Origin of the sequence: Sphingomonas sp. (assembly GCF_019242355.1) — a bacterium.
Lineage (GTDB): Bacteria > Pseudomonadota > Alphaproteobacteria > Sphingomonadales > Sphingomonadaceae > Sphingomicrobium.
This window is the reverse complement of record NZ_JAFAVR010000168.1, coordinates 1-12,376: the sequence shown is the minus strand read 5'-3', so window position 1 is coordinate 12,376 and position 12,376 is coordinate 1. Positions and strand designations below refer to the sequence as shown.

12 protein-coding genes and 1 pseudogene are annotated in these 12,376 nt (G+C 65.6%); 9 read left to right on the top strand and 4 right to left on the bottom strand.

Annotated features, from left to right (window positions below; all coding sequences use genetic code 11):
• The 4 genes and pseudogenes from JOZ79_RS08485 to folP all read left to right on the top strand — a co-directional run.
• A partial coding sequence (locus JOZ79_RS08485; protein WP_294073187.1) for a VOC family protein occupies positions 1-306 on the top strand: 306 nt, incomplete at its 5' end.
• Positions 307-399: 93 nt separating this feature from the next.
• A pseudogene (locus JOZ79_RS08480) lies at positions 400-981 on the top strand (ribonuclease HII); the annotation flags it as partial.
• 248 nt (positions 982-1,229) lie between these two features.
• Positions 1,230-2,363, top strand: coding sequence for a site-specific DNA-methyltransferase (locus tag JOZ79_RS08475; protein WP_294073185.1), 1,134 nt, complete (start codon positions 1,230-1,232; stop codon positions 2,361-2,363).
• An 8-nt stretch (positions 2,364-2,371) separates the two neighbouring features.
• Positions 2,372-3,442 carry a dihydropteroate synthase gene (gene folP, locus JOZ79_RS08470; protein ID WP_294073183.1) on the top strand — a complete coding sequence of 357 codons (1,071 nt, stop codon included), beginning with the start codon at positions 2,372-2,374 and terminating at the stop codon, positions 3,440-3,442.
• Here the strand turns inward: folP and JOZ79_RS08465 are convergent.
• A complete protein-coding gene (locus tag JOZ79_RS08465) occupies positions 3,439-4,875 on the bottom strand; it encodes a sigma-54 dependent transcriptional regulator (protein ID WP_294073181.1) in 1,437 nt (478 codons plus the stop codon). The two genes, folP and JOZ79_RS08465, sit on opposite strands and share 4 nt — an antisense overlap.
• 169 nt (positions 4,876-5,044) lie before the next feature.
• On the opposite strand from JOZ79_RS08465, the gene JOZ79_RS08460 reads away from it, so the two are divergent.
• Genes JOZ79_RS08460 through JOZ79_RS08450 form a run of 3 tightly spaced genes read left to right on the top strand, consistent with a single transcriptional unit; the run spans position 5,045 to position 7,466 of the window.
• Entirely contained in the window at positions 5,045-5,194 is a 150-nt protein-coding gene (locus tag JOZ79_RS08460; protein WP_294073179.1) for a hypothetical protein, read from the top strand.
• Positions 5,194-6,339: a Re/Si-specific NAD(P)(+) transhydrogenase subunit alpha gene (locus tag JOZ79_RS08455; RefSeq protein ID WP_294073189.1), complete on the top strand. Its 1,146-nt coding sequence runs from the start codon at positions 5,194-5,196 to the stop codon at positions 6,337-6,339. The genes JOZ79_RS08460 and JOZ79_RS08455 overlap by 1 nt, the downstream gene beginning before the upstream one ends.
• Positions 6,340-6,341: 2 nt before the next feature.
• Positions 6,342-7,466, top strand: a complete 1,125-nt coding sequence (locus tag JOZ79_RS08450; protein WP_294073177.1) for an FAD-dependent oxidoreductase — start codon at positions 6,342-6,344, stop codon at positions 7,464-7,466.
• Here the strand turns inward: JOZ79_RS08450 and JOZ79_RS08445 are convergent.
• The 3 genes from JOZ79_RS08445 to JOZ79_RS08435 form a co-directional block, all read right to left on the bottom strand.
• A complete protein-coding gene (locus JOZ79_RS08445; protein WP_294073175.1) occupies positions 7,431-7,913 on the bottom strand; it encodes a YbaK/EbsC family protein in 483 nt (160 codons plus the stop codon). The genes JOZ79_RS08450 and JOZ79_RS08445 overlap by 36 nt on opposite strands.
• Positions 7,910-8,329 carry a secondary thiamine-phosphate synthase enzyme YjbQ gene (locus JOZ79_RS08440; RefSeq protein WP_294073173.1) on the bottom strand — a complete coding sequence of 140 codons (420 nt, stop codon included), beginning with the start codon at positions 8,327-8,329 and terminating at the stop codon, positions 7,910-7,912. Before JOZ79_RS08440 ends, JOZ79_RS08445 begins: the two co-directional genes overlap by 4 nt.
• Before the next feature lie 488 nt (positions 8,330-8,817).
• A complete protein-coding gene (locus JOZ79_RS08435; RefSeq protein ID WP_294073171.1) occupies positions 8,818-11,106 on the bottom strand; it encodes an EAL domain-containing protein in 2,289 nt (762 codons plus the stop codon).
• A 254-nt stretch (positions 11,107-11,360) separates the two neighbouring features.
• On the opposite strand from JOZ79_RS08435, the gene JOZ79_RS08430 reads away from it, so the two are divergent.
• Together JOZ79_RS08430 and JOZ79_RS08425 are read left to right on the top strand one after the other, a co-directional pair.
• Positions 11,361-11,651 carry an NAD(P) transhydrogenase subunit alpha gene (locus JOZ79_RS08430; protein ID WP_294073169.1) on the top strand — a complete coding sequence of 97 codons (291 nt, stop codon included), beginning with the start codon at positions 11,361-11,363 and terminating at the stop codon, positions 11,649-11,651.
• Positions 11,644-12,376: NAD(P)(+) transhydrogenase (Re/Si-specific) subunit beta (locus JOZ79_RS08425; protein ID WP_294073167.1), on the top strand; the 733-nt coding region annotated here is incomplete at its 3' end. The genes JOZ79_RS08430 and JOZ79_RS08425, both read left to right, overlap by 8 nt.

Here is a 12,376-nt window from a genome sequence, read left to right as displayed (position 1 = left end):
CTTAAGCAGATTGTCGACAGCCCGCCCGACTACGCGCGCTTCGAAACCGCCGGCGGCGTGACTTTCTCGGTCCAGATCGATCCCGAAGAGAAGATTGAGGCGACGACCGCCGTCTATTTCGAATGCGACGACCTCGATGCGCGCGTCGAACAACTCGCCCGGGCCGGGCTCAGCTTCGAGCACGGCCCCCGCAACCAGCCCTGGATGTGGCGCGAGGCTCGCCTGCGCGACCCCGACGGCAACATCGTCTTCCTCTACAAGGCCGGTGAGGCAAGGCGCTTCCCGCCGTGGCGGATTTGGGAATAATCCACATCTTTCGTCATCCCCGCGAAGGCGGGGACCCAGCCAAATCGAAAAATCTGGGTTCCCGCTTTCGCGGGAATGACGAATAAGGGCCACATGCCCCGCCGCTGCTCCTTCAAGCTAGAGCTCGATTATCCGCAGCCGCTGGCCGGCGTGGACGAAGCGGGATGCGCGCCACTGGCCGGCCCGGTCGTCGCTGCCGCCGTCATCCTCGACCGCGACCGCTTCCCGCGCGGCATCGACGACAGCAAGAACCTGCCGATCGAAAAACGCGAGGCGATCTACGCCAAGCTGGTCAAGGTCGCGGCGTGGGGAGTCGGCATCGCCTCGGTCGAAGAGATCGATGAGATCAACATCTACTGGGCGCGGATGCTGGCGATGACCCGGGCCGTCGAAGCGCTCGGAATCGAGCCGGCCTGGGTTTTGGTCGACGGCAATGCCTGCCCCAAGTGGCAGCGCCCGTCCAAAGCGATCGTCGACGGCGATGCCAAATGCCGCTCGATCGGTGCTGCATCGATCGTCGCCAAGGTCACCCGCGACCGGATCATGGCGGACCATGCGCGCCAATATCCGGGCTACGGCTGGGAAACGAATCGCGGCTACGGCACGCCCGAGCATTACCGCGGGCTCCAGGCACTCGGCCTGACCCCACTGCACCGCCGAAGCTTTGCCCCCGTACGGGCCATCGAGCGGGGCGTTACCCGCGCGGAACTGCGCCTCATCGAAATCGCCGAAAGCGAGTCCTCCGGGCCACACACACTACAGATTGAGTCCACTGATTCGCCGCTGACTCAAGATGTTGTGGAGAGGCATCGTTCCGCCGCCTGAACGAGTTCATCGCCGGAGCGCCGTTAACTCTTGATTGCTTGACCCGGAGTCCGGGCTGACTCACCCTCCGGGCGAAAAGTTCAGGGGGCTTAGAGTTCATGAACGTTATCGCCCGCATCGCGGAGCCGCGGACCCGTTTGCGCCAGTCGATCGCGCCGCGCTTCGAGCTTCCGTTCGACGAAATCCTCCAGGGCGACTGCATCGCCGAAATGGCGACCCTTCCTGACAAGAGCGTCGACATGATTTTTGCCGACCCGCCCTACAATCTGCAGCTTGGCGGCGACTTGTTCCGGCCGGAAGGCGGCCGGGTCGACGCCGTCGACGACGACTGGGACAAGTTCGACAGCCTAGCGGTCTACGACGACTTCACTCGACGCTGGCTGGCCGAGGCGCGGCGGATCCTCAAGGACAGCGGCACGATCTGGGTGATCGGCAGCTATCACAACATCTACCGGGTCGGCTCGCTTCTGCAGGACGCGGACTTCTGGATTCTCAACGACATCGTGTGGCGCAAGTCGAACCCGATGCCGAATTTCCGCGGCACCCGCTTCACCAACGCCCATGAGACCCTGATTTGGTGCGCGAAGGACGAAACGGCGCGCTACACCTTCAACTATCGCGCGATGAAGGCGCTAAACGACGACCTTCAGATGCGGTCGGACTGGGTGCTGCCGATTTGCAGCGGCGGCGAGCGCGTGAAGGGGGACGACGGCGCCAAGGCGCACCCGACACAGAAGCCCGAAGGGCTCCTCTATCGCATCCTGCTTGCCTGCACGAAGCCGGGCGATGTCGTGCTCGACCCTTTCTTTGGGACGGGCACCACCGGCGCCGTCGCGCATCGGCTCGGCCGCCGCTGGATCGGCATCGAGCGCGAGGCCGCCTATGTGAAGGTCGCAAAACAGCGCATCAGCTCGACACTCCCGCTGGACGAAAGCGCGATGCAGACGGTCGCCGACAAGCGTTCGCAGCCGCGCGTCGCCTTCGGCCTGCTGGTCGAGAGCGGCCTGGTTCCAGCGGGCTCGACGCTGACCGATTCGAAGCGCCGCTGGTCTGCGTCCGTTCGCGCCGATGGGTCGATTGCCTGCGAGGCGCATTCGGGTTCGATCCACAAGGTCGGCGCAGCGCTGCAGGGCGCCCCGTCATGCAACGGTTGGACTTTCTGGCACCTCGACCAGGCCGGATCGCTGGAGCCGATCGACGCCTTGCGCCAACAGCATCTCTCCGCACTATAGCGCGGGTTATGCGCACCCTTATTCGCCCGACGGGCTTCGTTGATTCGCCTTTCGGCCACGACGGCAAGGTCGCTCGGCTCGCCGGCGGTTTGAACTGGTTTTCAGCGGTCGAGCTGCTGCACGTCGAGGGTCATCGCCGCACCGCGAGCGAGCTTGTCCCCGTCGAAGGCATCGAGGACCGCTTTGACGATGCCATGGCCGCGCAGTGGGGCGCGCTCACTTCGGCTCGCCGGCCGCTGCAGCTCGGCGAGCGCACCATCCGCCTCGACCAGCCGCAGGTCATTGGCATCGTCAATGCGACGCCGGACAGCTTCTCAGACGGCAACAGCTTCGCGGATGCGGCAACCGCAGCGGCGGCCGGGGCGGACTTGGCGCGCGATGGCGCGGCGATCATCGATGTCGGCGGCGAATCGACCCGTCCAGGCGCAAAACCCGTCTGGGAAGGCGACGAGATCGACCGCATAGCGCCCGTCATCCGGAAGCTAGCCGCCGGCGGCGCTGCGGTGTCTGCCGATACCCGCAAGGCTGACGTCATGACGGCGGCGCTGGGGGCCGGCGCGCGGATGATCAACGATGTCTCGGCGCTGACCTACGACGACCGGTCGGCCGGCGTGCTTGCCGTGCAGGGTGTACCCGTCATCCTGATGCATCATCTCGGCGCGCCGGAGACAATGCAGGACAACCCGCGCTACGACGACGTCCTGGTCGAGGTCTATCTCTGGCTGGAAAAGCGGATTGCCGCTGCCGTAGCTGCCGGTATCGCCCGCGAGCATATCCTGGTCGACCCGGGTTTCGGCTTCGGCAAGACGGTATCCCACAACCTTGAGCTGATGAACGGCCTCGCCTTGCTCCACTCGCTCGGGTGCCCGCTGGTCGTCGGCGCGAGCCGCAAGCGCACCATCGGCGCGCTCTCGGCCGAAGCGCCCGTCGACCGTCGGCTAGGCGGCAGCATCGCCTTTGCCCTGAAGTCAGTGGAGCAGGGGGCCCAGCTCTTGCGGGTCCATGACGTGTTCGAGACCGTCCAGGCCCTCCGCGTCTGGCGCGGCCTGCGCGACCAGGCGCTCACCCCGCGGATTTAGGCCGCAGTGTCGATCCCTAGATCGCCAAGCTTGCGATAAAGGGTCGAGCGTCCGATCCCGAGCCGCCGCGCGACCTCCGTCATGCGGCCGCGATAATGGCCGATCGCGAGGCGGATGATGTCGGCCTCGATCTCCTCGAGCGGGCGCAGATGGCCGTCGGCGGTGAACAGGGTGACTGGAGAAGCGCCGGCGATCGCCTCCTCGCTGCGGGCTTTGCTCAGGGTCGGTGCGAAGTCGGTGCGCCGACCGGTGAAACGCGACTGAACAGCGATGTGCGGGAAGTGCTCGGCGGTCAGCGAGTTGTCCTCACACCGCAGCGCCGCGCGGAACAGCACGCCGGCAAGCTGGCGCACGTTGGCCGGCCAACCGTAGCGCATCAGCACTGCGAGAGCGTCATTGCCGATCGATAGCGGCCGCATCCCGCTCTGCTCTGAAAAGCGGGTCAGGAAGTGCCGTGCGAGGGCGGGGATATCGCCGCAGCGCTCGCGCAGCGCGGGCAGGTTGACGGTGGTCGTCGCGATCCGTTCGGCGAGGCCGGCGTGGAAATCCTCGGGAAGTGCTTGGCTGACGGTCGCGATGATCCGGACGTCGACCGAATGGCTGCCGTTGAGGCCGACCGGCCGCACCTCGCCGGTCGCTACGACCCGGTCCAGCCGTTCCTGAGTCTCTGGCGGCAGGGCGCCGATGTCGTCGAGCAGCAATGTGCCGCCGTCCGCCAGCACCAGCTTGCCGGTCTTCGGTGCGAAGGCTCCCGGGAAGGCGCCCTTCTCATGCCCGAACAGCTCGCTGTCGATGATGTTCGAGGGCACCGCCTTGCAGTCGATCGACAGCAGCGGGCCGCGGGCGCGCAGGCTTGCGGCGTGGATTGCGCGGGCGACCGTTTCCTTGCCGGTGCCGGGCTCGCCGACGATCAGGATCGGCAGGCGGTTGCGAGCGGCCTTGGCGGCGACCGCCAGCGCGGCACGGAACTCGGGGGCAGCGCCGACCAGCTGCTCAAGCGACAATTCCGGAGCGAGCTTTTCGGACACCGGTGCAAGCTCGCCCACGGCGCGACGGCGGTCGGCGTTGGCGGCGAGGGCTTCGACCAGCCGCTCGGCCGCGACCGGCCGCACCAGGAAGTCGCTTGCGCCCGACCGCATCGCCTCGACGGCGACGGCCACGGTGTTGCTGTGGCTGAGAACGATGATCGGAAGGTCTGCGCGGTGCTCGCGCAGCGAAGCCATCAGCTCGCGACCATGATCGGGACTCCAAGAGCCGAGCAGCGCCGCCTGAACCTCGCGCCCATGCGGCCCCTGCAGCAGCCCGACGGCGGTCGCCTCGTCGGCGGCGCCGATCACGCTCCAGCCCGAACGAGCCGCGACGGCCGAGATCAGACGCCGTTCGTCGGCGTCGGTTTCGACCAGCAATAGGGAACGGATTCGCTCTTCGGGCATCGGGGCTCCTCGCGAGCCTCTATTATCCGCGAAGAGTAAAGGTCGGCTTAACCGCCCTTGGGCGCCTTGAGCGGAACGAGGGGCTTGGGGCGGCGCGAAGCCCTTGTTATGGACGCCGCCAGGCGCCGAGCGCAAAACATGAGGGCGCAAGCTCGAGAGAGGAAACACGATGGCCGAGGAAGAGCCGCTTCTGACCAGCCCGGTAACGCACGACGTCGCCGTGCACGTTGAGGATTATGAGCGGTTCACAAAGCTGTTCAAATGGGGCGCGGCCGGGGTGTTCCTGATCGCGATGATCCTCCTCTTCTTCGTCCTGTAATTCCCGGCGTGCCGGCAAGGATCGCCGTCCTCAGGGAATCCGCCGCTGGCGAGACTCGCGTCGCTGCGATTCCCGAAACCGTGAAGAAGTTTGTCGGACTTGGCGCGGACGTCGCCGTCGAGGCGGGCGCCGGCGCGGCTGCTGCCATTCCGGATGACGAGTTCGCAGCCGCCGGAGCGGCGGTCGGGCCCCGCTCGGACGTGCTTCGCGGGGCCGATGTTATCCTGTGTGTCGACGGGCCAGATCCGAAGTCGCTGGCGGGCGCGTCGGACGGTGCGCTGCTGGTCGGCGCGCTCGATCCGGCAGCGCGAGGCGAAGCCGTGGCGGGCTATGCCGCCGCCGGGCTGGACGCATTGGCGATGGAATGGATGCCGCGCATCACCCGCGCCCAATCGATGGACATCCTCTCTTCCCAGTCGAACCTCGCCGGATACAAAGCCGTGATCGACGCCGCCGCAGCCTACGGAAGAGCGTTCCCGATGATGATGACCGCGGCCGGCACGATCAGCCCGGCCAGGGTCTTCGTGATGGGCGTCGGCGTTGCCGGCCTTCAGGCGATCGCCACCGCTCGCCGCCTCGGCGCGCAGGTCAGTGCGACTGACGTCCGCTACGCGACCCGCGAGCAGATCCAGTCGCTCGGCGCCAAGCCGGTTTTCGTTGAGCAGGTCACCGGCATCGAAGGTGAGGGCGCGGGCGGCTATGCGACGGAAATGTCCGACGAATATCGCAAGGCGCAGGCAGAGCTGGTGTCAGGCCATATCGCCAGACAGGATATCGTCATCACGACGGCACTGATCCCGGGCCGGCCGGCGCCGCGGCTGATCAGCGACGCGCAGGTCGCAAGCATGCGCCCCGGCAGCGTCATCGTCGACCTAGCCGCGAGCGCTGGCGGCAATGTCGAGGGCACCGTAGCCGGTGAACGGGTCGAGCGTCATGGCGTGACGATCATCGGCGCCGCCAACCTGGTGCGCAGCCTGCCGGCGGACGCCTCGGCGCTGTTCGCCCGCAACCTCTACAATTTCCTCGCCGCCTTCTGGGACAAGGAGCAGGGGCGTCCCGTTCTTCCGGAAGACGACGAGATCGTCAAAGGCATTCGCCTGACGAGCGGCGGCAAGGTGGTCCACGAGCGGCTGACGGCCGTCTGACCATGGCCGAATCCGCTGACGTTCTCGTCATCGGCGGCGGGATTGCGGGGCTGTCAGCCGCCGCAGAGATCGCTCGGAATGCGCGCGTGTTGGTGCTCGAGGGCGAAACGCAAATCGGCTTCCACTCGTCAGGCCGAAGCGCGACCATGCTTCATTATGCGCTCGGCGATGCGCTGATCCGCGCACTGACGCTTGCCAGCCGTCCCTTTTTCGACCTGCCGCCCGACGGCTTCAGCGCGGTCCCGCTCGGTCGCCGAATGGCGGTCTTGATCCATGCCCGTGAGGACGAGAGGGACGCGCTGGACAGGCTCGAGGCCGATATCTCGAGGTTCGTCAGGCTCGAGCGTCTGGACGCCGCCGGCGTGCGAGCGCTGTGCCCGCTCCTGAAACCCGATGCGCTCTATGGCATCGCCGACTGCGATGGCATCCGCCTCGACCCGCATGCGCTGCTGCAGGGCTTCGCCCGCCAGCTCCGCGGCAGGGGCGGGCAGTTGCGCACCGGCGAGCGGGTCGCCGGCCTGACGCGCGAAGGCGGCGGCTGGAAGGTTACGACCGAAGCCGGCAACAGCTACTCGTCGCAGATCGTCGTCAATGCTGCCGGCGCCTGGGCCGACGTTGTCGCCGGTCTTGCAGGCGTGCGGCCGATCGGCCTGCAACCGAAGCGCCGGACGATCATCACCTTCGACGCGCCGGCGGGCACCGATCTCGACGGGCTGCCCTTCGCCAAGACCGTGGGAGACGAGCTTTACTTCGCACCGGAAAGCGGCCGCCTATTCGCCTCGCCGATGGACGAGGTGCCGAGCGATCCCTGCGATGCCCAGCCTGACGAGTTTGAAATGGCGCTCGCCGCACAACGAATCGAGGAGCGCACAATCGTCAATGTCGAGCGGATCCACAGTCGCTGGGCCGGCTTGCGCAGCTTCGCGCCGGACAATCATCCCGTCGCCGGTTTCGCGGCGGAAGCGGACGGTTTTTTCTGGCTTGCTGGACAGGGCGGGGCGGGGTTGCAGACCTCGCCGGCGATGTCGCGGGCCGCAGCATCGCTGATTCTGGGGTTCGAATGGCCCTTGAGCGGCGTCGACGCCGCCCAGCTAAGCCCCGCCCGCTTCGTCGGGCAGCCGGCATAGGTCGACCCAACGGTCGCCGACCAGGTCGAAAAGGTGTTCCGGCGTGACCTCGACAGACGAATTCAGGCAGCCGCCCGCCGGATAAACCATGTCGAACGCTTTCAGCGACGCGTCGACGTAGACCGGTAGCGGTGCCTTGAGTCCGAACGGGCAGACGCCGCCGACCGGGTGCCCCGTCACCTCCAGCGTCTCGTCGGCGCTCAGCATCCGCGGCCGCGCTCCGGTCGTGTCCCTGCATTTGCGGTTGTCGAGGCGCGCGTCGCCCCGGGTAACCAGCAGGAACAGGAGCTCACCCGCGCGTACGGCAAGCGTCTTCGCAATGCGCGCCGGCTCGACTCCGAGGGCCGCGGCGGCTTCGTTCACGGTCGCCGTACTCTCCGCGACCTCGATAAGGCGAAGATCGGGCGCATTGGCAGCGAGCCAGTCGCGAACGGCTCGCGCGCTCATTCGCCGACCAGGTGAAGGACGATCTGCCGTTCCGGAGCGGCCTGCCGATGTTCGAAAAGGAAGATTCCCTGCCAAGTCCCCAGCGCCATGCGCCCGTTATGAACGGGGATGCTGATCTGCGTTTGCGTCAGCGCCGTGCGGAGATGCGCGGGCATGTCGTCCGGTCCCTCGTCATCATGCTCATACGCATCCGATTCGGGCGCGAGGCGATCCAAGTAGCGCTCGAGGTCGCGTCTGACCGCCGGCGCAGCATTCTCTTGAATGAGCAGCGATGCGGAGGTGTGGCGGCAAAACAGGGTCAGAACTCCCTGCGTGATGCCGGTTCCCGAAAGCCAGGATTCGACGGACTTGGTGAATTCGTGAAGCCCTGCGCGCTTCGCGCGGAGGCTTAGCGAATCGGATGCCTGGCGCAGCATGTCCGCCCGCTAGCCCATCCCACGGAGCCGCAACAGCATCAGCCGACTCGCCTCCGTCGGCCCCAAAATAAAAGCGCCCACCGTGAAGGCGGGCGCTTTGAAACATATTGTTTTCAGGCCGGATTCCAGCCTGTTACGTCAGCTTAGCCGTTACCGCCAGCGGTGGTCCAGCCGTAGCCTGCGATCCAGCTCCAGAAGCCGACGCGGGTTTGGGTCTTCTTCATCGAACATCCCCTGTCTTCATTGCCACGATTCGGCAGATGGGACGGGTATTAACCTTAATAGATATGGTAATCAAACGATTTACCATATTCGCGGCACGAAAGTTCCTCAGCTGCAGCAATTATGGTTCGTCGGTTTGCGATCGAGCGACGTTCCCCCAGTGAAGAGGCGAGCGCTGAGTCATCGGAGATTCGGTCGGCGAGCGCCTTGGAACGCTGGCTCAGCAGATGACGCGGCGCACGTGCCTACGCACGGATGGCCGGTTGTTAGGCGGCGCCGCGCTTGCGCTCGGTGGTAATCCGGCGAGCGAGCGATTCGATGCTCATCGGGCGCCCGACGGCATAGCCCTGGACAATGTCGCACTCCATCTCGAGCAGCAGGTCGAGCGTCGGATGCTCTTCGACGCCCTCGGCGACAACGCGCCGCCCGAGCGAATGGGCAAGGCCGATGGTCGACTGCACCATCAGCCGGTCGCTCCGGTTCTCGACCATGCCCTTCACGAAGCTCTGGTCGATCTTGATCTCGTTGGCCGGCACCTTCTTCAGATATTCCAGGGTCGACAGCCCGGTCCCGTAGTCGTCGATCGAGATACCGACGCCTAGCTCGCGCAGCTTCGCGATCATTTCGAGGCCCTCGCCCGAACCGGTCAGTGCCGCGGTCTCCGTGAGTTCGAGCGTCAGGCGCGAGGGCGCAAGGCCATGGCGCGCGAGCAGAGCTGATACCCGCAGGATCAGGCCCTTGTCCGACAGCAGCCGCGCCGACAGGTTTACCGCAATGTCGAATGGAGTACCGCGCCGATTGATCGACGCCGCTGCTCCGACCGCAGTCTCCAGGACGAAGTCGGTAAGCTTGGTGATCCGGTCGCTCTGCTCGGCCGCCGCGACGAATTCCGAGGCGGCAATCGGTCCCTTCTCGGGATGGGTCCAGCGGGCCAGCGCCTCGGCGCCGATGATCCGGCGCGTGCGCAGCTCCAGCTTCGGCTGGTAGGCGACCCAGACCTGGCCCTTGTCGATGGCGTCATCGAGCTGGCTCAGCATCGACAGCTTCCACGAGGCGTCCTGGACGGTGTCCGGATCGTGATACTTCCACTTGAGCCCGTCGTGCGCGGCTTCGTCGGCTGCGACCAGAGCGCTTGCGAGCCGGTTTGACAGCGACCGGCTGCTGCCGAGCTCCACTCCGAAAGCGATCGACAGGTCGACCGGCAGGCCGGCGATCGTCGCCGGGTTGCGGAACAGCGAATAAAGCGCGTCGAGATGGTGACCGAAGGGCGCGCGCGGCTCCTCGAACCAGGCGAAGATGCCGGCATCGCCCTGATAGAGAACGCGGTCCGGCGCGCCGACGCTGAGGCGGTTGACGATCTGGTCGGTCAGCTGGCGCTCACTGTTGACCGGCAGAGTGCTGAGAATTTCCTCATAGTTGAGGACACGCGCGGCGATCAGCGCCTTTTTCTTGCCTGCAGTGTTGCTTCGCAGCGCGTTGAGATTCGCCAGATTGGAGTCCGGGTTGACGAGTCCGCGGGCCCTGAACGCCCGCCAGGCGAGGACGCTTCCGACCACCAGCACGACGAACAGGCCGGGCGTGACATCGGCGAAGACAAGGTGCGCCTCGAGAAAGCCCGGAAGGACGAACAAGGTCGCGAGTGCGCCCGCGATGATCGGATAGCGCGCCGCGTTGCGATCGAACCGGACGGCGAGCGCGGCGGCGATCAGGCCGAAAACGAGCCCGGGAATCCAGCCAATGCCGATGGGAGTCCCGGACTTCAGGGTTTCGGCACCGATCGCGTGAACGTCCACGCCGAAGCTGCGGCCGTAGCCGGGGATGAAGAAGGCGTCGCCGATGACCTCGCTCGCGACGCCGACAATGACCTGCTTACCCGCGAGCATTCGGCTCGGGACCCGTCCGTCGAGGATGTCGCTCGCCGAGAAATGAGGGACGCTGCGAACGTCGATCGAATAGTCGACCGGGAATTCTGTGCCGGGCTCGCCCGTCACGCCGGCCATCAGAGCCGCGTAGGAGGGAACATTCCGTCCATTGACGTCCAGAGCGTAAGGCAGCGTCCAGACGGCATTTTCCCAATTGTAGGCGACACTCGTGGTCCCGATCTGGGCATGCTGCGCGAACGCCGGGAGTGGCGGCGAATTGACTTGCGTGCCCTGTGTCGGGCCGACCTTGAAGCGCGTGAAGAGCGTCACCTTGCCCGATCGCGCGATCGATTCCGCAAATGCCCGGTCCTCGGCGGGATCCGAAGGGAACGAAAAATTGATGTCGAAGGCGATCCGCTTGGCGCCAGCAACGCTCAAGGCATCGACCAGCTTTGCATCATCATGGCGCGGCCACGGCCAATTGCCGATTTCGCGCAACGCCTTGTCATCGATATCGACGACGACGATCTGGCCGCTCGCGTTATGCTTGTGAAAACCGTTGCGGAACATGCGCAACCAGTCCTCGGCAACCTCACCGAAGCCGATGAGGCCGAAGATCAGGCCTGCGATGGCCGTCCACAGAAGCAATTTCCATGGCGACGATTGCGGCTTCGGTTCGCTGCGCTTCGACACGTGCGCGATATTCTCCCAGGTCGCACATCGGTCTCTGCCGCGAAAAGGTTAGGAAATAGGAAACCTCATTTCGGTGAATCGCTGGGACGCGCCATGAATACGAATTCAGCTTTGCCTCTGTCCTACAGGCCCTGACCTGTGCAATGTCGGCCGGCCGGGTCACATAAAGGGCAAAGCCGCCCTCTGCGACGGAGCCCGGCGGACGTGACCTTTGTGAACTTCGATAATGTCGAGGAGGGGGGCTGAAGCCGGGCATGGACTTCATTTCGATCCTGTCGATCTTCGTTCTGGCCTGCTTCGTCGGCTATTACGTCGTATGGTCGGTGACGCCGGCACTGCACACGCCGCTGATGAGCGTGACCAACGCGATTTCCTCGGTGATCGTGGTGGGGGCGCTGATCGCCGCAGCCGCCAGCGGAAGCTTGTATTCCAAGTGGCTGGGGTTGCTTGCAGTGATGCTGGCGTCGATCAACATCTTCGGCGGCTTCGCGGTCACGGCGCGAATGCTCGCCATGTACAAGAAGCGTGAGCGTAAGAATGGCTGAGGCCGCCGCGCACGCGCAGCCGGCCTGGGTCCTGCTCGCCTACCTGATCGCCGGCGTCTGCTTCATCCTGGCGCTGCGAGGACTGTCGAGCCCGGAGAGCAGCCAGCGCGGCAACCGCCTCGGCATGATCGGCATGGCGATTGCCGTTGCGACGACGCTCTTCACTCGGTGGCCCGGGATCGCGGGAGGATGGACCGACGCATGTGAGGTGGGCGATTCACTTTGCCCATTCGGTTTTCAAATAGATTGGGTGACGAGCGGGCTGATACTCGGCGCGATTCTGATCGGCGCCGCAATCGGGCTGGTCACCGCCCGCAAGATCCAGATGACGGCGATGCCGCAGCTGGTTGCCGCGTTCCACAGCCTCGTCGGTCTCGCGGCGGTGCTCGTGGGAGCCGCCGCCTACCTCAATCCCGAAGCGTTCGGTATCGCGGTCCGGATCACGCCGATCTACGGCCCGTCGATCATCAACATCCTGCCGGTCAGCCGGATCGAGATGGGGCTCGGCGTGGCGATCGGCGCGATTACCTTCTCCGGCTCGGTGATCGCCTTCCTCAAGCTCAACGGCAACATGTCGGGCAAGCCGATCCTGCTGCCGCTGCGCCACCTTATCAACCTTGGCACGCTTGCTGCGATCCTCGGGCTGATCGCCTATTTCACGCAGGACCAATCGCCCTGGGTGTTCGCGACCGTCACCGCGCTGAGCTTTCTCATCGGATTCCTGC